Consider the following 23,977-nt stretch of genomic DNA (forward strand, 5'->3'; position numbering starts at 1 on the left):
GCGCCCTTCTCCTCTCCCCGCAGCGGGGAGAGGAGAGATTCGCTACCTCATCCCCGCGCGCCGCAATCCTTCGAGGTAATGCTCGCGATCCTCGTCCCGCAGCATCGGCAGCTCGCGCGTGATCCAGGCCAGCGAGATGCCGGGTTGGGCGCGGCGCAAGCCTTCCAGGGCGGAAGCGGCGCGCGCGGGATCCCCTGACATTCCGGCGGCGGCCGTCAGCACGCGATGCGCGCCGACGAAATCGGCGCGCTGCCGCATCGACTCGCGCGCCATCTGTGCGGCGCCTTCGTAGTCGCGGCCGATGAACCGGGCATAGGCCGCGACGCCGCAATAGATCGCGGCGAGCGGGTCGCGCGGGCTCAGCCGCAGCGCGCGGCGCGCCGCGACATCGCCGTTCTGCCATCGTCCGGCGTAGCACAGCGTCACGCCGTAGAAGGCATGCGCCATCGCAAAGTTCGGATTGAGGTTCAGCGCCAGCTCGAATTCCGCCAGTGCGTCGTCGAAGCGGCGGCGGAATAGATAAGTGTATGCCAGGCCGTGATGGGCCCAGGCATCCTCACGATCGGCCTCCACCGCCGCGAGCGCGGCGCGCTCGGCCACCGGCACGGTCGCGGCCATGTCGGACCAGCCCATATGCGCGCCGAAGATGTGGCTGGTCGCGAGCAGGCCGAGCGCCTTGCCATAGGCGGGATCGAGCGCGACGGCCTTCTCGAGCAGTCCTTGCGCGGCGGCATTGTCCTCGCGGGTGATGCGCCAGTAATGCGACAATGCACGCATCACGAGGTCCCAGGCATCCAGGCTTCCCGGCGGCTTCTGCTGGGCGCGAAAACTCTCGGCGGTATAGAGCTGCGGCTCGATCGCGGCGACGATCGCCTCGGTGATCTCGTCCTGCACCGCGAAGATGTCGGCAAGCTCGCGGTCGTATCGTTCGGCCCAGAGATGGCTGCCGGTCGAGACGTCGTTGAGCTGCGCGGAGATGCGCACGCGATCGCCACTCCGCCGCACACTGCCTTCGAGCACGTAGCGCACGCCGAGCTCGCGCGCGACCTCGTGCATGTGCACGGCGCGGCCTTTGTAGACGAAGGAGGAGTTGCGCGCGATGACGAAGAACCAGCGCAGCTTCGACAGCGCGGTGATGATGTCCTCGCTGATCCCGTCGGAGAAATAATCCTGCTCGAGGTCGCCGCTCATGTTGGTGAAGGGCAGCACCGCGATCGCCGGCCGGTCCGGTAGCTGCAGCGGGGCCTGCAGAAGCTTCGCTCCGAAATCGGATTCCGGCGCGGTTGCCCCCCGCTTGGTCTCGACGTCGCCGACGAAACGAAAACCCTTGCGTGAGATGGTGCGGATCAGCGCCTGGCTCGCGCCGGTGTCGCCGACCGCCTTGCGTGCCGCATTGATCCGGCTGGTCAGGGTGGATTCGGAGACGCTGCGCCCGTGCCAGATCTTGTCGATGAGCTCGTCCTTGCTGACCACCCGATCGCGGTTCTCCATGAGGTGGACGACGAGATCGAAGACCTGCGGCTCCACGGCAACGGGAACCTGCTCGCGGCTCAGCTCGCGCAGATCGGTATCGAGCAGGTGATCCCGGAACAGAAACTGCACGGCGAAAACTCAGACCTCAAGGCAATATCGGGCAATGATGAAAGCAAACGGATTTCGGCTGATCTCTGTGAGTGCGCCGGAGGGCCTGTCCGGTTCACCACGATCGCGTGATGGCAGGCATGCGATTTATGGGGAGGAATGCAGCCCGGGTAAGAACATGCCGGGGCGACAGTTTGGACGTCTGAAAACCTGACGAATAGTGAATGTCCATTGCCGAACGGTTCCGTGTGCGTAAGCTGCCCTCGCACAAAACACCAACCACGAAGAAACGCCCATGCCCGCTTTTCATGCCTCGACCACCGTGCTGGATTCCATGTTGTTCCGCGATGCCTTCGGCACGCCGCAGATGCGGGAGGTGTTTTCCGATATCGCGACGGTCGCGCGCTATGCCGAGGTCGAGGTGGCCCTGGCGAAGGCGGAAGCGAAGTGCGGGGTGATTCCGCAGGATGCCGCCGATCAGATCGCGGCGCGGACCGACGCTGCCGCGCTGGATTTCGACCTGTTGCGGCAGGAGACCGATGTCGTCGGCTATCCGATCCTGCCGCTCGTGCATCAGATAGTGAAGCAATGCGGCGATGCCGGCCGCTATGTGCATTGGGGCGCGACCACGCAGGACATCATGGACACCGCCGTGGTGCTGCAACTGCGCGCCGGGCTCGAGATCGTCGAACAGGACATCGCCGCGCTGCGCACAATCCTCGCCGACCTCTCGAAGCGCTACCGTGACACGCCGATGGCGGGCCGCACCCATCTCCAGCAGGCGCTGCCGGTCACCTTCGGCTACAAGACAGCGATCTGGCTCGCGATGTTCGACCGCCATGCCGAGCGGATCCGTGAATTGAAGCCGCGCGTCCTGGTCGGCCAGTTCGCCGGCGCCGCCGGCACGCTGGCCTCCCTCGGCGACAAGGGGTTCGAGGTGCAGGAAGCGCTCTGCGCCGAACTGAAGCTTGGCGTTCCCGCCTCGACCTGGCATGTCGCACGCGACGGTTTTGCCGAGGCCGTGAATTTCCTGGCGCTTGTCACCGGCTCGCTCGGCAAGATCGCGCTCGACATCATGATCATGGCCTCGACCGAATTCGCCGAGGTCTACGAGCCCTTCGTCAAGGGACGCGGTGCTTCCTCGACCATGCCTCAGAAGCGCAACCCGATCTCCTCGGAACTGATGCTCGCCGCGTCGAAGGCGGTGCGCCAGCACGCCGGCCTCATGCTGGATGCCATGGTGCAGGATTTCGAGCGCGCCACCGGGCCCTGGCACGCCGAATGGATGGCGATCCCAGAGAGTTTCGTGCTGACCGCCGGCGCGTTGCATCAGGCGAAGTTCGCGCTCGCCGGCCTCATCGTGGATGAAAGCAAGATGAACGAGAATCTCGCCGTCAGCCGCGGTCTGATCGTGGCCGAAGCCGTCATGATGGGGCTCGCGCCTGAGATCGGGCGGCAGGAGGCCCATGACGTGGTCTACGACGCCTGCCGGCTCGCCAATGAGAACGGCCTGACACTGGCGGACGCGCTGTCGTCCGATTCCCGCGTCTCTGTCAGAATCGACCGTGCCACGATCGAGGCGCTGACATCACCGAAAAATTACCTCGGCCTTGCTCCCGCCATGGTCGACCGGGTGCTGAAATCGGCAACACGTTGAAAACCAAAATGCGCGAAACTGCGTATATTTGGGGTGTTGCAAGGCACTCGCGCACTTGTGTCTCGCGATGCTAGACTTAAATTGAGCAAGAGACGTTCGGCAGAGGACCCGGCATGACTGATCAACGCATCACCTCCACTCCCATCGATCCCGTGAAGCTCGACCGGCTGGCCGAGGTGGCGGTGAAGGTGGGCCTGGGCTTGCGGCCGGGCCAGGATCTGCTCTTGACGGCACCTGCGATCGCGTTGCCGCTGGTGCGGCGGATTGCCGTGCATGCCTACAAGGCCGGCGCCGGCATCGTGACGCCCATTCTCTCCGACGAAGAGATGACGCTGGCGCGCTATCGCCACGGCCACGACGACAGCTTCGATCGCGCCGCCAACTGGCTCTATGAGGGCATGGCCAAGGCGTTCTCGAACAACACCGCCCGTCTCGCCATCGTCGGCGACAATCCGATGCTGCTCTCGGGCGAAGATGCTTCCAAGGTCGCGCGCGCCAGCAAGGCGAATTCCATGGCCTATCAGCCCGCGCTGGAAAAGATCGTCAATTTCGACACCAACTGGAACATCATTGCCTATCCGAGCCCGTCCTGGGCGAAGCAAGTCTTTCCGAACGATCCTGAAGAGGTTGCGATCGGCAAGCTGGCGGACGCGATCTTCGCGGCGTCCCGCGTCGATCGCGACGACGCACCGGCCAATTGGGTGAGCCACAACGCGGTGCTGCGCGAGCGCACCAACTGGCTCAACGGCCAGCGTTTCCGCGCGCTCCAGTACTCGGGACCGGGCACCGACCTCACGATCGGCCTCGCCGACGGCCATGAATGGGAGGGCGGTGCCTCGCTGTCCAAGAACGGCATCAGCTGCAACGCCAATATCCCGACCGAAGAGGTCTTCACCACGCCGCATTGCCGGCGTGTCTACGGCCATGTCGTGAGCTCGAAGCCACTGTCCTACCAGGGCACGCTGATCGACAACATCGCGGTGCGTTTCGAGGACGGCAGGATCGTGGACGCGAAGGCTTCGCGCGGCGAGGAGGTGCTGAACAAGGTGCTGGACACCGACGATGGCGCGCGGCGTCTCGGCGAAGTGGCGCTGGTGCCGCATTCCTCGCCGATCTCGCAGAGCGGGCTGTTGTTCTACAACACGCTGTTCGACGAGAACGCGGCCTCGCACATCGCGCTTGGCCAGTGCTATTCGAAGTGCTTCGTCAACGGCGCCCAGCTCACGCCGCAGCAGATCGCGGCGCAAGGCGGCAATCAGAGCCTGATCCATATCGACTGGATGATCGGCTCGGCCGAGACCGACATCGACGGAATTCTGGCCGACGGCAGCAAAGTGCCGGTGTTTCGCAAGGGCGAATGGGCGAAGTAGCGCGTCTTGCTGTCCATCCTTCGAGACGCCCGCGCTGGCGGGCTCCTCAGGATGAGGTCTTGATTCGTTGCGACATCTTGGATCCTCATGGTGAGAAGCGCCGGTTACGGCGCGTCTCGAACCATGCAGGCCGAGCAAGGATCCTCAAGGCACCTCTTACGCCGCCGCATTGCGCAGCATCGGGCTGTTGTCGATGCTGAAGCGGTTGAACAGCGTCGTGAACGGGCTGCCGTCGGTAGCCCGCACGATGGTGTCGGAGGCCGCCACCGCGTCGTAGAGCGCACCGACCGGATCATTCGCCTCGGGCAGGTCGAGACTCCCGCGGATTTGCTCGCGGGCCTCGTTGACGTCGTCCTCGTCGTCGAGTGCGGCCTCCAGCGCGTCCGCCGCCCGCCGCATCTCATGGAGGTCACCGCCGGCGGAAAATTTGAGGATGTCGAGCCAATAGGGGCGCGCCACAACGAGCTGGACGAAAGCCTCGAAACTCTCCGCGATGATTCCCGCGCGGCCTTCCGACGAGACGTAGAGCACGTTCTGGGATGGCAGCAGCACGAACGCGCCGCCGGAGCCGTCACTGCCGATCTGCCGGGGGCTTTCGATGCCGTCGACGGTGAACCAGGGCTCCTCGTCGGTTGCGAAGGAGACATCAAGGCTGCCGAGCCAGGCCACGACCTCGCCTTCAGCTGCGAGAACCTCCGGGGTGAGGGGCATCGGCATTGGCTCCTTTCAGTAGCTTCGCGCACTTTGTCGCACCCCGGAAAAGAAGGGTTCATGTGCACGAAATTGCAGGGGAATCGCGACGTTAACCGTTTCGCGTCTGCAACTTGCGGCTGATTGTCGGGCCCCGCGTAAGAAAGAATTAAAAACCGGCTACTAGCGTTCCCGCCATCTTTGAACAATCCGGGCCGAGACCCGGCGGATCATATTTTATCCCCTGGGGGAACAGATGTCGCGTGCGTTGATTGAAATCGGTAATTGCAATGTAGACCTCGAGCTGCGGCCGATCGAACCGTCCTGGATCATTGAAGGCAATCCGGTGTCGCGCTCGCACATCCTATCCACCAGCGCCGATGGCACCGCTTCGACCATCATCTGGGCTTGCACCGAAGGCCGCTTCAACTGGTACTATGACATCGACGAGACGATCATGATCATGGAAGGGTCGATCGTGCTCGAAAGCGACGGGATGCCGCCGAAGCGCTACGGCCCAGGGGACGTCATCTTCTTCCGCGACGGCGCGCACGCCAAATGGCATGTCGAAGGCCACGTCAAGAAGATCGCGTTCTGCCGCAAGACCAATCCCGTGATGATCGGCTTCCTGATCCGCGTCGTCAACAAGCTCAAGAAGATCTTCGTCTCCACCGGCGAGCGCCGTCCGGCCTCGCTGATGGGCGCTAATTAGAGTTCAAACAGTTCTACGACGCTTCCCAGCGGTCACGACGGAACAGGGGCCGGGATCAACATCCCGGCCCCTGTTCTCGTCATGGCGCCAATCCCTTTAAGGCAAATCGAGCCGGTAGAAATCGCTCGCGGTCTGCGAGAACAACGCCATCTTCTCGGTCTCGCTCAAGGGCGCCGCGATACGCTTGAAGGCGTTGAAGATCACCTGGTAGCTGCACTGGCCCTTGTCGGGCGGGAAATTGCTCTCGAACATCGCGCGCTTGGGTCCAAACGCCTCGATGCAGGTCTCGACGTAGGGCCGCCACGCGGCGGCAAGCTGCTCGGATGACGGCGGCCTCTCGCGCAAATGGAAGTCGTAGCCGAGCAGGCACATCGCGAGCCCGCCGAGCTTCACCATCACGTTCTCGCATTTGGCGATCTCCTGGATCGAGGCGCGCCATTGCGGAAACACCTCCTCGCGTCGCCCGGCAAAGCGGCCGATTCCGGCCGGTCCGCCGCAATGGTCGAGCACGATCCTGGTGTCGGGAAATGCGCGGGCGAGCTCGGTCAGCTCGCCGATCTGCGGATGGAACAGCCAGGCGTCGAAGCTCAGGTTCAGCGGCGCCAGACAGGCGAAGCCCTTGCGGAAGGCCGGGTCCTGCAGCAATCCCTGCGGCCGGCTCGCATACATGCCGGCGACAGCAGGATCCTGGTCCCAGGCCGAGGAATGCCGGATGCCGCGGAAGCGACCGTTGCCCGCCGCGATCTCGGCCTCCAGCACCGGTTTTGCGGCATCGCCGAGCAGCAGATTGACGTGGCTGACGATGCCGGCGCAAATCGCGGCCCTGCCGTAGCCGCCGCTGGCGCTCATCGCGGCGACGCCGTTGGCGAACTCGACCTCACCGACCGGCCGGAATGCTTCGGGCCCGTGCGCACGATACATCGAGCGGCAATCGACATAGACGGTGGCGATGACGTTGTGGCCGGAGGCGATATCGGCCGCCATCTCCTCGATCAGGTAGCGGTGCCCGCGATCCCAGAGATGGTGATGGGGATCGACGATCGGCCGCGAGGGATCGATGATCTCCTCCTGATGCAGCGCGAGCCAGTCCTCGCGCGGCTCGACGAATAGCCCGCTCGTGTTGGCGGGCAGACCGCTTGCAGCCATCGGCGTGCACTCCCTTTACGTACGCTTCTTGTTTGGGGAGCCTAGCACCTCGTCCTCGCACGCAGCAGCGCGCATTGCGCAACCGCACCCGTCATCGCGGGCACAGCGGCGCCGTCGTCATCCCTTGCGCCGCTTCGCCCTCACATCGACCATCAGCCGCCAATCGGTTGCGCTGGTCGGCTTGACCTCGCCGAGCCAGTGGAAGAAATCCTCGGTGATCTCCGTAAAACTCCAGCGCGTCAGGTCGCCGGCTTCGGTCGTGCCTTCCTGCACGATGTCGGCATCGCGTGGACGGCCGATCTGCTGGCGGAATATGCGGCGGCCGGGATCGAACCAGGAAATCCGCCATGCATCGATGGTCGGATCGTAGACCCGCAGCGTCGTGCCGTACCAATTGCCGGCGATCGGCAAGGCCGGGCTGCCGGCCGGGCGCGGAATGATCCAGACGTCCTGGACGGCGCGGCCCTCCAGCACCCAGCCGAAATGGATTTCGCCGGGCGCGGTGTGTTTCGTTCCATCGGCTCCGTGGGCGGTGATCTCGGCGTCCCAATCGCCGACGAAGCGGCCGTAAAGCTGGAGCGCCGCCGCGTGCTCGGGGTTCGGTGCGTCCGCGTGCAATAATCTCGCAAAGTCGGTCATGTCGATCTCCTGTTGCGAGGAGATCAGCACGACCGGCGGGCAGCCGACTTGGAGAAAATTGCGCGTCAGACGCCGTCGAGGATGATCACCGTCGGCTTCGACGGCAGCGTGTCTCTCGACATCCGGAAACTTCGTTCCATGCGCCGGTCGATCTCGAACTGCTGGCCGATGCGTTGCATGAAATCGTCGAGCGGGGTGGCGAAGCGGTGCATCGGCAGCACGACCGAGGCGCGCAGCCGTTTGGTGATCTCGGAGACGCCGTCGAGCGACATGGTGTAGGTGCCGTCGATCGGCACCATCACGATGTCGAGCCGTCCGATCTGGGCAAAGTGGCTGTCGTCGAGCTTGTGGTGGAGATGGCCGAGATGGCCGATGCAGAGGCCGGCCACCTCGAAGATGAAGATCGAATTGCCGTCGCGGATCATGTCGGCGCCGGAATCGTCGCCGAAATAGCGGCGGATGTCGGTGGTGACATTGCGGATGAAGGTGTCGCCGATGCGCTCCGACACGATGGCCGGCTTGCCGTCCTCGCCCCAGCCATGCAGCACACGAGGAATGCGCTTGTCGGGATATAGAGAATAGTGCGTGCTGTGGGCCCGGTTCATGGTGACGACATCGGGCAGCCGGCCCACCTGGTAGGCCCCGCTATAGTCGGTGGCGATGCGCAAGCCGCCGGGCGTGTCGATGAAATAGGTGGAATGGCCGGCATAGGTAATCTCGACCTCGGGCGCGGCCGCCGCCTGCCTGAACGCGACCGACATGAGGCGCGGCGGCGCATTCGCCATCGCCAGGCATTCGCTGCGTTGTGGCTGTTGGGCGAGGGCAGGCGAGAGGAATGCGCCGAACAGCGCCAGAGCCGCCGAAACCAGTCGTCGCATGAATCCATCCCCGATGACTTCAGGGGAAAGTCTAGCTTGCAATGCAGCGCGTGGCCAACGACGCGCGATCAACAGCGCGTCAGTGTCCCACCCTCACGCCGGCCCTTTATCACTCCCGCCGCGGGCTGAACTTCCAGGTGATGGCGACGAGGCCCGCGGTGATCAGGCCGCTGACGAGACCGACGATGGGCAGCGTGAGCACCAGCGCGGCGCTGGCAGCCCAGCCGATCGAGGAGAACGCCTCGGCGAAGGTCGCAAGCCGCGACGAGGTCTGGCGGCGGCGGAATTGGCTGCGCCGGGCCTGCACCCGGAACCAGAGCTGAATTGCGGTCGCGGAGGCCGCGCTGACGATCACCGCACCGGCGCTGACCGCGGCCTGGAACGCCGAGGCGAAAGCTACCGCCGCGATCAACGGGCAGAAGATCACGGCGATCGCGATCAGCACCACCTCGATCTTGGCGCGGATGACGCTGGACGGCGTCAGCGGCGCGGTCGCAACCAGGTCGGGCGCGTCCTCGCCCGAGATCGTCAGCCAGGCAAGCCCGCCGGCGAGTTGTCCCGCCGCCATGACGATGACGGGCGTGATCAGCGTCAGCGCCGCGGAGCTGTCGGCAAAGTTGCGCCAGAGCAGCAACGCCGGCGGCACCAGATAGAGCAGCTGCATCAGCGTCTGCGAGATCAGCCAGGGATCGCGCCAGAGCAGTGAAAATTCCTTGCGCCGCAGGGCATGCTGCCGCGATCCGCCGCGGAACGGGCGCTCCTTCGCGCTGCGACGGCCGGACGCGGCATAGGCGGCGGCATCGATCGCCGTGTCCGCAAAGCGGCCCGAGAAGATCGCCATGACGCTTCCGAGCAGCACGAGCCCGAGCGCCAGGAGCAGCAGCAGCGCTTCGGCGTCGCCCATCGCCGCCCGCGCCGGCCACCACCAGATGCTATCGGCATCGGGCGCGTAGTTGGCGATCGTGCCCGAGGTCAGGATGGTGAAGCGCGACAGCGTGCCGTAGGATATGATTGCGGCCACCTGGAGCGCGATCACGAAGCCGGCGCCGATGATGGCGGCGAGGATCTGGGCGACGAACCGTGTCCGCGCCGGACCGATCAGGCGGAACAGCAGGATGGTGACGGCGATCGCGATCGCTGCGGCCGACAGGCCCATCGCGACGACGACGCCGAACGCTGCGAGCCAGCGCGCGCCGCCCCCGAATACGAGCACGTCGATGAAGGGCGTCGAGAACAGCAGCGCCATCACCGTGATGGCGAGCGCGATCGCAGCGATGCGCACCGAGAACAGATTGGCCAGCGTCGCGGGTGAGGACATGATGAGGTCGAGATCGGCGCGTGCGTAAAACACCCGGGTCACCGATTCGATCGCCTGCGACAGCATCAGCGTCCAGGCGAGAAAAATCGTCGCCGAGATCACGATCAGCGAGGATTTGTCGAGCGGCAATTGCAGGTCGGCGAAGCGGCCGATCACAGCCCAGGCCGGCACGTGCAGGAGGGCCGCGAAGAACAGCAGGCCGATCACCGCGGCACGCGTTCGTTTGCGCCGCCCGCCGGTCATCATGGCGAGCCATTCGCGCCAGGCGAGCCGGAGCTCGTGGCGGGCGAACCAGGACAGCGCGGTGGCCGAGCTCATGCGGCTTCCTGGAGCGTCACCAGCGCGATGAAGAGATCTTCCAGACTGGTATCGGCGTGCCCGTTTTGCTGGCGCAGCTCGGTCAGCGTGCCCTCGGCAACCAGGCGGCCGGCTGCGATCACGCCGATGCGGTCGGCCATGCGTTCGGCGACCTCGAGGATATGCGTGGTCATGATGACGGTGCAGCCGGCGCGGACGCGCTCGCTGAGGAGTCCCTTGACATGGCGGGCGGAGACGGCGTCCAGTCCCGTCAGCGGCTCGTCGAGGATGATGAGGCGGGGATCGTGCACCAGTGCGCCGGCGAGGGCGACCTTCTGGCGCATGCCCTTGGAAAATCCCTCGCAGCGTTCGTGCCGGTGCGGTTCGAGCCCGAGCGAGTTCAGGAGCTCCGCGGCAACCGGTTCCGAGGCCGATGGTGCGATGCCCCACAGACCGGCCACGAATTCGAGATATTCGAGCGGCGTGAGCTTGTCGTAGATCATGGGTTCGTCGGAGACCCATGCCATCACCTGCTTGGCGGCGACGGGATTTTGGAGCGCATCGACGCCGAAGATGGAGACCGCGCCGGCATCGGGCCGTAAAAGGCCTGCAACCATGCGCAAAGTGGTGGTCTTGCCGGCGCCGTTGGGGCCGACCAGCGCATAGAATTCGCCGGCATGGATGGTGAGATCGAGGTTATCGACCGCCAGACGGTCAAAACACTTCGTTAACCCCAGGACTTCGAGCGCCGAGTCGTCCCGCTTCATCACGGCCACACCTTGCGGTTTTGCATCGCTCGCGACCATGCCCCGAAGATGTTTCGGCACCGTGAATCGCGCTGCCGTAAATTCCGTCATCCGGATTGGACTAATGGCAAGTCACCGTTTGTTGACAGCGCTTGGCGGTTCAGGCTGAATTGGCGAAGGGACGAATGGCGCGAGCGCAGCGAAACGACTGCGTAGCGACTGAACACAAGATGCGGCAAGGCGGTCATGAAGAACCGCCAGTTGTATCGGGAGGATGCGCGACGATGCTGGATTTCGTTCAGCAGCTGGTCAGCGGTGTTGCGCTCGGCTGCGTCTACGGCCTGATCGCACTCGGCTTCGTGCTTGTCTACAAGGCCACCGAGGTCGTCAATTTCGCCCAGGGCGATCTGATGATGCTGGGCGGCTTCTTTGCCTTCACCTTCATCGGCATGATGGGGCTGAACTACTGGGTCGGCTTTGCCGGCGCGGTGGCGGCGATGGCGCTGTTCGGCATGCTGGCCGAGCGCGTGGTGGTGCGGCCGATCCTCGGCTATCCGCAATTCTCCATCATCATGGCCACCATCGGGCTCGGCTATTTCCTGCGCTCGGTCTCCGGCATGATCTGGGGCACCGACGATTTCAAGATCGACACGCCGTTCAGCCAGGGCGTGCTGCGCATCGGTTCGCTGGTGCTCGCCCATGACAAGCTCTCGGTAATCGCGGCGACGGTCATCCTCTGCGCGCTGCTCTGGCTGTTCTTCAACAAGACCACGCTCGGCACCGCGATGCGCGCCAGTTCCGAGAACATGCTGGCCGCCTATTACATGGGCATCCCGGTCAAGCGCGTGGTGTCGATCGTGTGGGCGATCAGCGCGGCGGTTGCGACCTGCGCCGGCGTGCTGCTGGCGCCGATCACCTTCATCCATTCCAATGTCGGTCTGGTGCTGGGCCTGAAGGCGTTTCCGGCCGCCGTGCTCGGCGGCTTCGGCTCGATCCCCGGCGCCGTCGTCGGCGGCGTCCTGATCGGCGTCATCGAGAGCATGGCCGGCTTCTATCTGGCAGAGGGCTGGAAGGACGTAGCGCCCTACATCGTGCTGCTCGCCGTGCTCTTGCTCAAGCCCGAAGGCCTGTTCGGCCTTCACGTCCGCAAGAAGGTCTGAACGCATGCGCTTCCTGTTCAAGACCGACTACGAGGACGACATCAGGCTGTTTCCGCATTCGGGCTATTACGTCTCATACGGTCTCCTGCTGGCCGTGCTGCTGATCGCGCCCTATGTGCTCTCCAGCTATCTGATGAGCCAGCTCGTATTCGTCTGCATCTATGCGACCGTCGGCGTGGCGCTGTTGATCTTGACGGGTTTCACTGGGCAGGCCTCGCTCGGGCATGCGGCGTTTCTCGCGATCGGTGCGTATACGGCGGCCTATTTGCAGAAATATGGTGTGCCGTTTCCGGTCTACTTTCTCGCCGCCGGGCTCCTGACCGGGCTGATCGGTGCGCTGGTCGGCTTCCCCGCGCTGCGGCTGCAAGGCATCTATCTCGTCATTGCCACCATCTCCTTCGCCTTCATCGTCGAGGAGATTCTGGCGCGTTGGGAGAGCGTCACCAACGGCAACGAGGGCATGCGAATCAAGGCGGTGTCGCTGTTTGGGGTCACAGTCTCGCGCGACAGCCCGACCTTCTATTTCCTCTGCCTCGCCGTGCTGGTGCTGACCATCGTCGGCACGCTCAATTTACTGCGTTCGCCGACCGGGCGCGCCTTCGTCGCGATTCGCGACAGCGAGACCGCGGCGCGCAGCATGGGCGTCAATGTCGCGCTGTACAAGGTGAAGTCCTTTGCGATCTCCGCGGCGATCACCGGCTTCGCCGGCGTCCTGTTCGCGCACAAGCTCTCGTTCATCTCGCCGGAGATGTTCACGCTCCAGCTCTCGATCGAGTTCATCATCGTAATCCTGATCGGCGGCACCTTCAGCCTGCACGGCGCGGTGCTGGGGGCGATCTTCATCGTGATGATCGATCCGTTCCTGACCTATCTCAAGGACGACCTGCCCGGCATCATCGCCGGCATTGCAGCGACCTTCGGAGCGGGCACGCAAACCGCAGCCAATGTCCAGTCCAAGGTCGCGGCCTTTGCCTCGCTCAACGGCCTGAAAGGCGCGATCTACGGCGTCATCATCGTATTGTTCGTGCTGTTCGAGCCGCTCGGGCTTTACGGCCGCTGGCTCAAGATCAAACTCTTCTTCCAGCTGTTCCCGCTCTACAAGCGCGCTACCTTCAAGCGGCAGAAGATCTACGTGAAGTCGGAGCGCAACCGATGAGCTATTTTCGCGCCGAGAGTTTGTCGCTGCATTTCGGCGGGCTGAAGGCCGTCGATGCGGTGTCGTTCGCGGTCGAGAGGGGTGAGATCCTCTCGATCATCGGGCCGAACGGCGCCGGCAAGAGTTCGATTTTCAACCTGATTTCGCGGATCTACCGGCCGACCTCGGGCCGCATCTTCTTCGAGGATCAGGACATCACGGAGCAGCCGCCCCATGACATCGCAAGGCTCGGCATCGCCCGCACGTTCCAGAACATCGAGCTGTTCGAGAACGCGACGGTGTTGTCGAACCTGCTGGTCGGCCGCCACCGGCATTCGACCACGCAGCTTTGGCAGGAGCTGTTGTTCCTGCCAGGCGTACGGGCCGACGAGAAGCTGCATCGACGCAGGGTCGAGCAGGTCATCGAATTCCTCGATCTCGAGCCCTACCGCGACAAGCTGATCTCGGGTCTGCCCTACGGCGTGCGCAAGGTGATCGAGCTGGCGCGCGCGCTGTGCTCGGAGCCGAAGCTGATCCTGCTCGACGAACCGTCCTCGGGCCTCAACGTGGAGGAGACCGACGACATGTCGTTCTGGATCCGCGACCTGAAGAGCGAGCTCGGCGTCACTGTGCTCATGGTCGAGCACGACATGTCGCTGGTCAACCGCGTCTCCGACCGCGTCATCGCGCTGAACTACGGCAGGGTGTTGGCGATGGGCTCGCCCGCCGAGGTGCAGCAGCATCCCGATGTCGTCGCCGCCTATCTTGGAGCCTGACGCGATGGATGCCGTGGCGACACCAGACATCATCCTGAAACTCTCCAACATCGAGAGTTATTACGGGCCGATCATGGCGATCCGCGGCATCTCGCTCGAAGTGCCGCGCGGCCGCATCGTCACGCTGCTGGGCGCAAACGGCGCCGGCAAGACCACGGTGCTAAAGACGATCTCGGGCATTCTCGATCCGCAGAAGGGCGCCATCGAGTTCATGGGCAAGTCGATCCAGCGCATGGAGGCGGACAGGATCGTGCGGCTGGGCCTCAGCCACGTGCCGGAGGGACGCGAGGTGTTCCCGTTCCTCTCCGTGCGCGAGAACCTGATGATGGGCGCCTATCCGCGCAAGGATCGTAACGGAGTTGCGGACGATCTGGAGCGCGTCTACGGCTATTTCCCGCGGCTGAAGGAGCGCATCAACCAGCCGGCCGGACAGCTTTCCGGCGGCGAGCAGCAGATGCTCGCGATCGGCCGCGCGCTGATGAACCGGCCGACGCTGTTGCTGCTCGACGAGCCCTCGCTCGGGCTGTCGCCGATCCTGGTGAAGGAGATCTTCGCCATCATCCGTCGGGTCAACGAGGAGCAGGGCATGTCGATCCTGCTGGTCGAGCAGAACGCCAAGGTGGCGCTGGAGACGGCGCATTATGGTTATGTGCTGGAGATCGGCCGGATCGTGATGAACGACAGCTGCGACCGCTTGATGCATTCGAAGGACATCCAGGAATTCTACCTTGGCGCCAAGGAAGCCGGCGCACGAGGCGAGCGGCGCTGGAAAAAGAAGAAGACTTGGCGCTAAGGAACTGAAGGAAGACTTGGCGCTGAAGGAAGACTTGGCGTTAGATCTGGAGACCCGTCCGCAACACTAGACCGCCGGCAAGGCAGGCAGCGGAGGGGAGCGCGAAGGAGGAGATGTGCATGGCCCGACCGGCGGTGCTGACGGTCGCAGATACGATCGCGAAGAGCTTTTTGCGCGCCGCGGAGACGCGGGGCGACAGGCCGGCTATACGCGAGAAGAAATTCGGGATCTGGCAGCCGACCAGCTGGCGCGAATGGCTGGAGATCTCGAAGGAGGTCGCCTACGCGCTGCACGCCATCGGCTTCAGGCCCGGCGACGTCGCTTCCATCATCGCCAACGCCGTGCCGGAATGGGTCCATGTCGACATGGGCATTCTGTGCGCCGGCGGCGTCTCTTCCGGGATCTATCCGACCGATGCCTCCTCCCAAGTCGAATATCTCGTCAACGATTCCCGGACGAAAGTGATCTTCGCCGAAGACGAGGAGCAGCTCGACAAGATCCTGGCCTGCCGCGCACGCTGTCCGTCTCTGCGAAAGATCATCGTGTTCGACATGGAGGGCCTCAGCGGCTTCTCCGACGACATGGTGATGTCGCTCGACGAGTTCCGCGCGCTCGGGCGCAACCACATGGCCGGCCGCGAGGCGCTGTGGCAGGAGATGGTCGACAGTCGCAGCGCGAGCGACCTCGCGGTCCTCGTCTATACATCCGGCACCACGGGTCCGCCCAAGGGCGCGATGCATGGCAATCGCAGCGTCACTCACCAGATGCGGCACGCCAACGACTTCATTCCGGCGCGCGAGGATGAGGACCGGCTGATCTTCCTGCCGCTCTGCCACGTCGCCGAACGGATCGGCGGTTATTACATCTCGGTCGCGCTCGGCTCGGTGATGAATTTTGCCGAGAGTCCCGAGACGGTGCCGGACAACCTGCGCGAGGTGCAGCCGACCATCTTCCTCGCGGTGCCGCGCATCTGGGAAAAATTCTATTCCGCCATCACCATCGCGCTGAAGGACGCGACCCCGCTGCAGCGATGGGTCTACCGGCGCGCCATCGACGTCGGCTATCGCATGGTCGATTACAGGATCGAAGGGAAACCGCCGCCGCTGTCGTTGCGGATCGCGAACGGCATCGCTTATCGGCTCGCATTCCGCAACATTCGCCGCATGATCGGGCTCGACCGATGCCTCATCGCCTTCACCGGCGCGGCGCCGATCGCACCGGAGCTGATCCGCTGGTTTCTCGCTCTCGGCATCGACATCCACGAGGTCTACGGCCAAACCGAGAATTGCGGCGTCGCCACCATGATGCCGACGGAGCGGATCAAGCTCGGCTCGGTCGGCAAGGCGGTGTCCTGGGGCGAGGTCGCGCTGTCGCCCGAGGGGGAGATCCTGATCAGGGGCGACTTCCTGTTCATGGGCTATCTGAACCAGCCGGAGAGGACAGCTGAGACCATCGACCATCGTGGCTGGCTGCACACCGGCGACGTCGGCACCATCGACAATGAGGGCTTCGTCCGCATCACCGACCGGATGAAGGACATCATCATCACCTCCGGCGGCAAGAACGTCACGCCGTCCGAGATCGAGAATCAGCTGAAATTCTCGCCCTACATCTCGGACTCCGTGGTGATCGGCGACAAGCGGCCATACCTCACCTGCCTCGTGATGATCGACCAGGAGAATGTCGAGAAATACGCGCAAGACCACGACATCCCCTTCACCAATTATGCCAGCCTGTGCCGCGCGACAGAGATCCAGGACCTGATCTGGCGCGAGATCGAAGCGGTCAACGCCAATTTCGCCCGTGTCGAGACCATCAAGAGATTCTATCTGATCGAACGCCAGCTCACTCCGGAGGACGAGGAGCTGACGCCGACCATGAAACTGAAGCGCGGCTTCGTGAACAAGCGTTACGCCGCCGAAATCGACGCGATGTACCCGGCGCGGGCGGTGGCTTGAACAATCTTGTTTGAACAACAGCGAAGGAGTGATGGCCCCACCCTTCGCACCATAAGGGCCCCAAGGAGAGGAGACGTCAATGTCGAGATCGTTGAGAGCGTTCGGCTTTGCGGCAGGCGCGGTGGTGCTCACCTGTTTGCCGGCCGTCGCGCAAACCAAGGTCACCAATGAAGGCATCTCGGCCTCCGAGATCGTCATCGGCACCCATCAAGATTTGTCGGGGCCGATCAAAGGCTGGGGCGTGCCGGTCTCGAACGGCATGAAGATGGCGGTCGAGGAGATCAATGCCGCCGGCGGCGTCCAGGGGCGAAAGATTCGGCTTGTCCTCGAGGACAGCGGCTACGATCCGAAGAAGGCCGTGCTCGCATCGCAGAAGCTGATCGAGCGCGACAAGATCTTCGCGATGGTGGGGGCAATGGGCTCGCCGACCGTCCTGGCGGCGCAGGATATCCTGCTCGACGCCGGCGTGCTTCAGCTGTTCCCGCTGACGGCAGCGGAGTTCACGTTCAAGTTCGATCCCGCCAAGCCGCAGGAGCGGCTGAAGTTCAACAATCTGCTGCCCTATGTCGAGAGCACGCGGGCGGCGCTGAAATACATGATGGAGTGGAAGAACTTCAAGAAGCCCTGCATCATGCATCAGGACGACGAGTACGGGAAGAACGTGCTCGACGGCTTCAACCAGCAGCTCACTGCCATGAAGGTCCAGCCGGCCTCGATCACGAGCTACAAGCGCGGTGCCTCCGACTTTAGCGCGCAGATCGCCAAGATGAAGTCCGACAGCTGCGACCTCGTCGTGCTCGGCGCTGTGCTCCGTGAGCCCATCGGTGCGATGACGGAAGCCAAGAAGCTCGGCTGGGACGTCACCTTCCTCGGCGCGACGCCAACCAACGTGATGGAGGTGCCCATGCTCGGCAAGGAGGCCGTGGAAGGGCTCTACGCGGCGTCCGGATTCGAGATCCCCTACGAGGACACCGCAAAGGGCAAGGTGAAAGATTGGTTGGTCAATTACAAGAAGATGTTCAGCACCGACGCCAACACGCAGGCCATCATCGGCTACAACGCGGTGATGACATTCGCGTTCTACGCCAACAAGGCAGGCAAGGATCTGACCGGCCAGAAGATGCTGGACGCGCTGGAATCGGGCGACAAGTTCCTCGACATCTTCAACTCGCCGCCGACCAAATTCTCCAAGACCGACCACCTCGCCAACACCATCACCCAGGTGCAGCAGGTCAAGGGCGGCCGCTGGGTTCTGGTGAAGGACAATCTGATGTTTTGATCGCTTGCCGCCCGCGCGCTGCACCCTCTCCCCTTGTGGGAGAGGGTGGCTTCGCGTGAGCGAAGCCGGGTGAGGGGTTCTCTCCGGGCGTGAATCTCTCTCGGTAGAACTCGCGGAGACAACCCCTCATCCGGCGCTTCGCGCCACCTTCTCCCGCAAGGGGAGAAGGGAGAAGGGAGAAGGCGCGACACACCGAGATAGAATCTACGATCCCCCGCCCGCGGTGCCTGAATTCACCGGGGCCAACTCGTCTTCCCGGCAGCGCCAGCCATCGGCGGCTTTGACAAACGCAAAAGTGCGCTGGATTCGCAGGCGGCGTGTGACGTTGAAGGCGTCTGCGGAGCGCTCCTTGTTGCCGACACCAGGCTGCGGACGACCCGTTCTGGCGTCCCAGCAGGTGCCCGTGCACGTCGTGGCGATCTTGCTGCAGGTGGCGAAGGGCGCCAGCACGGCCATCTCGATCTCGCCCGTGACCTGCGCCTCCTGCTCGGCCACCTGGCTGTCGAGCGCGTAGACGCGGTTGATGCGGAGGAAGTTGCCGCAGGAATTGGCCGCGTGGATTCGCGCGGCGCAGAAGTCGACGGCATCGGTGTCGGGCGCGCGGGCTGTGACCTGCCGGCCGAACACCTTCTTCGGATCGCCTTTCGCCGCGCCGATCTCGTCGGCCTTGTGCTTCAGATAACCGGCCAGACAGTCCTCCGCAGTCTCGAGCTCCCCGAGCGGCACGTTCTCCTTGCCGACCAGATTGCATTTGCGGTCGCGCTCCCGCGTCCACCGGCCATATTCGGCGAAGGCAAAGCGTGCCGCGGTCGGATCGAGCTTGCGGATCAGGCCGAGGACCTGGCTGTTCAACTCGGTCTCGGCAAGCGCCAACGACGGGTCCGCACAGATCAGCGCGCCCGCGGCGGTGTTGGCCGCGAGACAATCGAAATCCGGATCGCGCACGATCGCGGCGCGCTCATCGGTCACCTTGAGAAGACATGCCTTCACGCGGTCGAAATCGTCGGCGCGGATCGCGGTCTGGCTGACGATGCCGCAACCGAGGTTGCGCTGGCGAATCCAGATCGCGTTCTCCTCGATTCCAGGCAGGCGATCGGGCAGGCGGGCAAGCCGCGCCTCGATTCCCGTGCTCAGCCTCTCGGCGGCGGCGGCGAGCTCGGCATCACCGCAGAACAATTGATTGCCGGGATCGCGGATCTGCTGGCAGTTGTTCCTGGCGAACAGCGGCAGCCTGTCTGCGACGGAGCGGTCGGACGGGCCGGATTGCGCGAAGCTGGATTGCGTGAAACGTGGAGCCGCCGGCAAGGCCAGCAGCGCAAGCATAGTCAGCACGATGAACCGCATTCCAGTCGCCCCCGCATAGCCGCGGGCATGCTAGCGTCCCGGATCGCGCGGCGAAATGGCTTTGTGGGCAAGCCGTACTTTATACTGGTAGCCCGGATGGAGCGCAGCGCAATCCGGGATTCGTGCGACAGGCGGCAGCCCCGGATTTCGCGGAGCCCGTCATCGGGCGGCGCTGTGCGCCGACCCGGTGGCTCCATCCGGGCTGCAAGAAAATCAACGCGCCTCGGCGGCGATCATCGAGAACCGCACGGGTTCGTCGACATATTTCATCACGGCCGACCGGTAGAGCACGAACAGCGGCTGGTAGCTCCGTGCGGCGTCGTCCTCGACCATTGCCATGCGGCGGTTGTCGAGCATCAGCCAGTGGCCGTCGAGCCGTGCAGCGGCAACCGCATGCTCTTCGCCGGCACGGATGTCGCGTACGACAACGATGCGGAGATCTTCGGCGGCAACGCCCGCGAGCTTAAGGGCGGCGAGCTTGGCAATGGCATAGTCCTCGCAATCCCCGGCGCCACGCGCGAAAGTCGCGAGCGGCGAGCTCCAGACGTCGTCAGAGCCATCGTCGGCCGCACGGATGGCGAGGTTAATGGCGCGATTGGTTTCGCCCAGCAGAGCGCGGCCGTCGCGGGCGCGGGCTTGGTCGACGATGGCGAGCAGCTTGAGTGCCGCAGGCGATGCGCAATTGTCCCGGTCGCCGTCGCACAGCGCGAGCTGTACCATGTCATCGTCGAGCCTGGACCTCAACGCGAGCCATTTCTGCTGCAGGCTGCCGGCGGAGATGGCGAAGGCGAACACGCCGAACGGCTCGGCGGATTTGCGCACGAGGACGCCGGCTCCCGGTGACAGCAGCGTGCCAGCGCGAAGCTCGGCGGCCGATCCGAACAGGATCAATCCGCACAGCACAAGGATTGCGCGCCAAGCGCGCGAACGAGCAGCGGTCTCCATCTGACATCCCCTTCCAGCTTCGCCAGGTCCCCCTCGACCTGCACGTGCCGGGCTTTGTTGCTTTCGCGGAGATAGTGGGAGGCAGGCGGTTTTGTTCTGCTTAACGCGCCCGGCTGGGGTCCCAAAACCGGGCAACAGGCTGAAACGGGCCTGCTCAAATTGCGTAAAATTTTACGATTCGCCGGCTAGGAGCGCGGCAGCTGCCGCGAGGAAGGACCGATTGCAGGCAGAAGTTGTCGTGGAACTGATTCTGCGCCTTATGGCTAACGGGTCGCTATTTCGCGAGTTCTGTTAGTTGGATCACAGATTTGGCTCCGTATTTGCCGCAGTGTGGTGCGGGGCACCACGAACAAAAGATGACAGAAGTATCGATTGTGGGATTTCTACAATGGAATACATGGGGTTACTGAAAATGAGCGAAAATAATCGCCACTTTACTTATGAGTATTTCAAAAATTACTTCGGCTTCTCTGCGGACGCCCAGCCGCCTGAGAGCATCGACTGCTTGGTGATGCCAAATCACACAAGCAATAGGTGGTTTCGCTAAGGACTTGGTAATGATATGCAAGTTTAGGCGAGCGATACTTACTTAGATTTTAACTCCTTTTTTGGTGCCCGGATTGAATTACGCTGGCAAATTTGACGCCGCGATTTCCTTGGACGGCTTGGGTTCCCGATCGCCCGCCGATGGCCATGTCGATTCTTTTACCGCAAAGGCCCGCGGTCACGTGCCTGATGGCGCATTCGTCGTTCCCGACCCGAACCTGATCTTCAACGGCGATTTTAAGCGCGCCGGTCTCGACCTCGTGCTGTCCCATGATGGGCACGATTTCGTCGTTCACGATTATTTCAGGGGCGACAAGCGCGCGGCGATCGCCTCACCCGACGGCGCGCACCTCACCGGGGACGTCGTCAACGCACTCACCGGCCATGTGCAATATGCGCAGGCCGCCTCCGGCATTGCCGCCGCGCAGGTCATCGGCCACGTCACCAAGCTCTCCGGCAGCGCGACTGCGGTCCGTAACGGCGTCTCCGTCATCCTGAACAACGGCGACAATGTCGAGAAGGGCGACGTGGTCTCGACCGGTGGCGACTCGACGCTCGGCATCACGTTCATCGACGGCACGGTGTTCGGCCTGTCCTCCAATGCGCGGATGGTGCTGAACGAGATGGTCTATGACCCCAACGGGTCGAACAATTCCTCTCTGCTCAGCCTGGTCGCGGGCACCATCACCTTCGTTGCCGGCGAGACCGCCAAGCACGGCGACATGAAGGTCGACACGCCGGTCGCCACCATGGGCATCCGCGGCACGGCGGTGCTGAGCCAGATCAACTTCGTCGTTCCCGCCGGCGGCGGCGATCCGCAGCCGCAGGCAAGCTTCCAGGTGCTGGTCGAGCCGAACGGCACGACGGGCTCCTACATCCTGTTCGACAAGGTCACGCTGCTTCCGATCGCGACGGTCAACCAGGCCGGGCAGATGATCCAGATCAGCGGCGGCAACGTCTCGATCTCCAATGCGCTGATGTCGCCGGACATCCAGAAGCTGATCACGGACGTGTTCACGCTGAAGTTCACGGACAACAACAGCAACACCAAGCTGACCCAGAATTTCACCGACTCGATCACGCAGACAGGCAACATTGTCTTCATCAAGACGGATACCGGTGCCACCGCGACCGCGACCTTCACGCATCTCCCTGACCCGGGATCGCAGGCGCCCGGCCATAATCCGTCGACCAGCACCCGCATTCCCGGCCCGCCCGTTCGTCAAAGCCTCGATCTCAACGGCAATGTGAAGACGGCGTTCGGGATTACCGAGCGTGCGGACACGACCGGCGACACAACGCATTACGATACCATCTCCGGTCGCATCACCTTCGTCGATCAAAACCTGGCCGATCTGCCGACGGTGAGCATAGACCTCGGCGATACGCCGAACTTTGTCTACAAGAACGCCAGCCAGCAGGATGTCACCGGCGCGCTCTCTGCACTCCAGAAGCAGGACATCGCGGCAACGCAGATCCAGATCAGCGTCGCCGCAGCCGCCGGTAACAACAACAACGGCTCGGCGGTCTGGACCTACGCGATTCCCGACCACGTCTTCGACTTCCTCGCGGCGGGCGAAACGTTGACGCTGACCTACAAGGTGCGCGTCAACAATAATTTCTCGGTCAATCCCGAAACGTCGACCATCGACATCACCATCACGATCACCGGCACCAACGACAAGCCGGTGATCACCACCAGCGTTCCGGTCATCATCTTCGAAGGCGGCACCAGCGTGCCGGGTGGCCCGCTCACCAGCGATGTTCCGACGACGGGCACGCTGGACTTCACCGACGTCGACCTCACCGACAAACATACGGTCTCGGTGGCGTTGACCAGCGCGACCCTGCCTGACGGCACCGTTCCGCCGGGGCCGCTTGCGGCGTTCCAGAGCGCGATGTCGGTCGCGATCGCGGCGGGCGCCGATAGCACCGGGGACGGCACCGGCACCATCAACTGGTCGCTGGCTGACCTGCCGGTCTATCTCGCCGACTTCATCCCCAAGGGTGAGGTGCTGACGCTGGTCTACACCGTGACGCTCAAGGACGCGCAAGGCGCCATCTCGCAGCAGACCATCACCGTCACGATCACCGGCACCGACGCTCCCGCCGTGGTGTGGATCGCGACCGACAAGCCCGGCGCTCCCTCCGGCGGCTTCTGGAAGGATGCGGCCAACTGGGCAACCGGCACGGTCCCGACCATCAATGACGACGTCATCGTCATCACCGACCAGCTGCATGGGCTGACGCCGTCCTATCCGGTGACGATCGACACGGCAGCCTACGCCAAGTCGATCACGATGAACGATTACGACACCGCGATCGGCCACAAGGCACCGGAAGTCATCAACAAAAGTGCGTTGACGATTGCGGGCAAGATCAGCCTCAAGGCCGATTCGAAGCTCACCAATTTCACGGCAAGCACGATCTCCGTTGGTGGCAAGGCCGAGTTCCTGGACAGTAGCGTGCTCACCAATGCCGGCTATCTGACGTTCAAGGGTGGCGGCGATTTTGCCAAGAGCACCACGATCACCAATTCCGGCACGATCGAGCTGTTCGGCGGCACGCTGAAGACGCTTGCAGGAATTAACAATGCCGGCGGCACGCTGAAGGCCGATGCCGGCACGACGCTGATCGTCGACACCGCCACCATCAGCGGCGGCACGGTCACCATCGCCGGCACGCTGGAACTCGATGGCAGCAGCGTCCTCGAGGACGGCACGCTGAACAATTCAGGAGCGGTCAACGTCAAGGGCACTGCGGAGTTCGCCCACGAGACCGTCTCCAACGTCTCCGCCGGCACGATCAAGGTGCTGGCGAATGGCTGGTTGACGATCGACCAGGGCTCGACCGTCGCCAACACCGGCAACGTCACGGTCGATGCCAACGGCAAGCTGACGGTCAATGGCGCCACGATCAGCGGTGCCGGCACGGTCACGGACAACGGCGAGATCGACCTCACCGGCAACGCCGTTCTGAGCGGCGGCATCCTGAACAACAATGCGGC

The 23,977-nt window shown here is 63.6% G+C and carries 18 protein-coding genes and 1 pseudogene; 10 read left to right on the top strand and 9 right to left on the bottom strand.

What is annotated here, in order from left to right:
* Window positions 1–42 precede the first annotated feature (42 nt).
* A complete protein-coding gene (locus AC0L2J_RS29645) occupies window positions 43–1,602 on the bottom strand; it encodes a winged helix-turn-helix domain-containing tetratricopeptide repeat protein (RefSeq protein ID WP_063994580.1) in 1,560 nt (519 codons plus the stop codon).
* A gap of 274 nt (window positions 1,603–1,876) precedes the next feature.
* Between AC0L2J_RS29645 and pcaB the strand changes: the two genes are divergently transcribed.
* Both pcaB and AC0L2J_RS29655 read left to right on the top strand, forming a co-directional pair.
* On the top strand, window positions 1,877–3,238 hold the full coding sequence (pcaB, locus tag AC0L2J_RS29650; protein ID WP_007605135.1) for a 3-carboxy-cis,cis-muconate cycloisomerase: 1,362 nt from the start codon (window positions 1,877–1,879) through the stop codon (window positions 3,236–3,238).
* 113 nt (window positions 3,239–3,351) lie between these two features.
* Window positions 3,352–4,608, top strand: coding sequence for an aminopeptidase (locus tag AC0L2J_RS29655; protein WP_473395372.1), 1,257 nt, complete (start codon window positions 3,352–3,354; stop codon window positions 4,606–4,608).
* A gap of 156 nt (window positions 4,609–4,764) precedes the next feature.
* On the opposite strand, the gene AC0L2J_RS29660 is transcribed toward AC0L2J_RS29655, so the two are convergent.
* Window positions 4,765–5,319, bottom strand: coding sequence for a hypothetical protein (locus AC0L2J_RS29660; RefSeq protein ID WP_473395373.1), 555 nt, complete (start codon window positions 5,317–5,319; stop codon window positions 4,765–4,767).
* Between the two features lie 235 nt (window positions 5,320–5,554).
* Here AC0L2J_RS29660 and AC0L2J_RS29665 point away from each other — a divergent pair, with 235 nt between their 5' ends.
* Complete coding sequence (locus tag AC0L2J_RS29665) at window positions 5,555–6,010, top strand: cupin domain-containing protein (RefSeq protein WP_007605139.1); 456 nt, start codon at window positions 5,555–5,557, stop codon at window positions 6,008–6,010.
* A gap of 96 nt (window positions 6,011–6,106) precedes the next feature.
* On the opposite strand, the gene AC0L2J_RS29670 is transcribed toward AC0L2J_RS29665, so the two are convergent.
* The 5 genes and pseudogenes from AC0L2J_RS29670 to AC0L2J_RS29690 form a co-directional block, all read right to left on the bottom strand.
* Window positions 6,107–7,156: an amidohydrolase family protein gene (locus AC0L2J_RS29670; protein WP_473395374.1), complete on the bottom strand. Its 1,050-nt coding sequence runs from the start codon at window positions 7,154–7,156 to the stop codon at window positions 6,107–6,109.
* A 117-nt stretch (window positions 7,157–7,273) separates the two neighbouring features.
* A complete protein-coding gene (locus AC0L2J_RS29675; protein ID WP_473248171.1) occupies window positions 7,274–7,795 on the bottom strand; it encodes a hypothetical protein in 522 nt (173 codons plus the stop codon).
* 65 nt (window positions 7,796–7,860) lie between these two features.
* Complete coding sequence (locus AC0L2J_RS29680) at window positions 7,861–8,673, bottom strand: MBL fold metallo-hydrolase (protein WP_473395375.1); 813 nt, start codon at window positions 8,671–8,673, stop codon at window positions 7,861–7,863.
* A gap of 68 nt (window positions 8,674–8,741) precedes the next feature.
* Window positions 8,742–10,309, bottom strand: a pseudogene (locus tag AC0L2J_RS29685) (permease).
* On the bottom strand, window positions 10,306–11,055 hold the full coding sequence (locus tag AC0L2J_RS29690) for an ABC transporter ATP-binding protein (protein ID WP_063996784.1): 750 nt from the start codon (window positions 11,053–11,055) through the stop codon (window positions 10,306–10,308). Before AC0L2J_RS29690 ends, AC0L2J_RS29685 begins: the two are co-directional and overlap by 4 nt.
* A gap of 263 nt (window positions 11,056–11,318) precedes the next feature.
* Here AC0L2J_RS29690 and AC0L2J_RS29695 point away from each other — a divergent pair, with 263 nt between their 5' ends.
* The 6 genes from AC0L2J_RS29695 to AC0L2J_RS29720 all read left to right on the top strand — a co-directional run bounded on the left by AC0L2J_RS29695 (window position 11,319) and on the right by AC0L2J_RS29720 (window position 18,135).
* Window positions 11,319–12,194 (top strand): branched-chain amino acid ABC transporter permease, encoded by an 876-nt coding sequence (locus AC0L2J_RS29695; RefSeq protein ID WP_007605146.1) that lies wholly within the window; start codon window positions 11,319–11,321, stop codon window positions 12,192–12,194.
* Window positions 12,195–12,198: 4 nt separating this feature from the next.
* Window positions 12,199–13,350: a branched-chain amino acid ABC transporter permease gene (locus AC0L2J_RS29700; protein ID WP_473395376.1), complete on the top strand. Its 1,152-nt coding sequence runs from the start codon at window positions 12,199–12,201 to the stop codon at window positions 13,348–13,350.
* A complete protein-coding gene (locus tag AC0L2J_RS29705; RefSeq protein WP_063994587.1) occupies window positions 13,347–14,105 on the top strand; it encodes an ABC transporter ATP-binding protein in 759 nt (252 codons plus the stop codon). Before AC0L2J_RS29700 ends, AC0L2J_RS29705 begins: the two co-directional genes overlap by 4 nt.
* Window positions 14,106–14,109: 4 nt before the next feature.
* Complete coding sequence (locus AC0L2J_RS29710) at window positions 14,110–14,898, top strand: ABC transporter ATP-binding protein (protein WP_085349342.1); 789 nt, start codon at window positions 14,110–14,112, stop codon at window positions 14,896–14,898.
* Window positions 14,899–15,017: 119 nt separating this feature from the next.
* A complete protein-coding gene (locus AC0L2J_RS29715; RefSeq protein ID WP_473395377.1) occupies window positions 15,018–16,856 on the top strand; it encodes an AMP-dependent synthetase/ligase in 1,839 nt (612 codons plus the stop codon).
* Window positions 16,857–16,935: 79 nt separating this feature from the next.
* Window positions 16,936–18,135, top strand: coding sequence for an ABC transporter substrate-binding protein (locus tag AC0L2J_RS29720; protein ID WP_473395378.1), 1,200 nt, complete (start codon window positions 16,936–16,938; stop codon window positions 18,133–18,135).
* 204 nt (window positions 18,136–18,339) lie between these two features.
* On the opposite strand, the gene AC0L2J_RS29725 is transcribed toward AC0L2J_RS29720, so the two are convergent.
* Window positions 18,340–19,479 (bottom strand): lysozyme inhibitor LprI family protein, encoded by a 1,140-nt coding sequence (locus AC0L2J_RS29725; protein ID WP_007605154.1) that lies wholly within the window; start codon window positions 19,477–19,479, stop codon window positions 18,340–18,342.
* A gap of 213 nt (window positions 19,480–19,692) precedes the next feature.
* Entirely contained in the window at window positions 19,693–20,424 is a 732-nt protein-coding gene (locus AC0L2J_RS29730; protein WP_007605155.1) for a transglutaminase-like cysteine peptidase, read from the bottom strand.
* A gap of 620 nt (window positions 20,425–21,044) precedes the next feature.
* On the opposite strand from AC0L2J_RS29730, the gene AC0L2J_RS29735 reads away from it, so the two are divergent.
* On the top strand, window positions 21,045–23,977 hold a 2,933-nt coding region (locus AC0L2J_RS29735), incomplete at its 3' end, for a FecR domain-containing protein (protein WP_473395379.1).

The organism is Bradyrhizobium sp. MV1.5 (assembly GCF_055807615.1).

Bases quoted from the DNA above. Each gene is read 5' to 3' on its own strand.
- pcaB (WP_007605135.1), top strand. From the start codon at position 1,877: ATGCCCGCTTTTCATGCCTCGACCACCGTGCTGGATTCCATGTTGTTC.
- AC0L2J_RS29655 (WP_473395372.1), top strand. From the start codon at position 3,352: ATGACTGATCAACGCATCACCTCCACTCCCATCGATCCCGTGAAGCTC.
- AC0L2J_RS29660 (WP_473395373.1), bottom strand. From the start codon at position 5,319: ATGCCCCTCACCCCGGAGGTTCTCGCAGCTGAAGGCGAGGTCGTGGCC.
- AC0L2J_RS29665 (WP_007605139.1), top strand. From the start codon at position 5,555: ATGTCGCGTGCGTTGATTGAAATCGGTAATTGCAATGTAGACCTCGAG.
- AC0L2J_RS29670 (WP_473395374.1), bottom strand. From the start codon at position 7,156: ATGGCTGCAAGCGGTCTGCCCGCCAACACGAGCGGGCTATTCGTCGAG.
- AC0L2J_RS29675 (WP_473248171.1), bottom strand. From the start codon at position 7,795: ATGACCGACTTTGCGAGATTATTGCACGCGGACGCACCGAACCCCGAG.
- AC0L2J_RS29680 (WP_473395375.1), bottom strand. From the start codon at position 8,673: ATGCGACGACTGGTTTCGGCGGCTCTGGCGCTGTTCGGCGCATTCCTC.
- AC0L2J_RS29690 (WP_063996784.1), bottom strand. From the start codon at position 11,055: ATGAAGCGGGACGACTCGGCGCTCGAAGTCCTGGGGTTAACGAAGTGT.
- AC0L2J_RS29695 (WP_007605146.1), top strand. From the start codon at position 11,319: ATGCTGGATTTCGTTCAGCAGCTGGTCAGCGGTGTTGCGCTCGGCTGC.
- AC0L2J_RS29700 (WP_473395376.1), top strand. From the start codon at position 12,199: ATGCGCTTCCTGTTCAAGACCGACTACGAGGACGACATCAGGCTGTTT.
- AC0L2J_RS29705 (WP_063994587.1), top strand. From the start codon at position 13,347: ATGAGCTATTTTCGCGCCGAGAGTTTGTCGCTGCATTTCGGCGGGCTG.
- AC0L2J_RS29710 (WP_085349342.1), top strand. From the start codon at position 14,110: ATGGATGCCGTGGCGACACCAGACATCATCCTGAAACTCTCCAACATC.
- AC0L2J_RS29715 (WP_473395377.1), top strand. From the start codon at position 15,018: ATGGCCCGACCGGCGGTGCTGACGGTCGCAGATACGATCGCGAAGAGC.
- AC0L2J_RS29720 (WP_473395378.1), top strand. From the start codon at position 16,936: ATGTCGAGATCGTTGAGAGCGTTCGGCTTTGCGGCAGGCGCGGTGGTG.
- AC0L2J_RS29725 (WP_007605154.1), bottom strand. From the start codon at position 19,479: ATGCGGTTCATCGTGCTGACTATGCTTGCGCTGCTGGCCTTGCCGGCG.
- AC0L2J_RS29730 (WP_007605155.1), bottom strand. From the start codon at position 20,424: ATGGAGACCGCTGCTCGTTCGCGCGCTTGGCGCGCAATCCTTGTGCTG.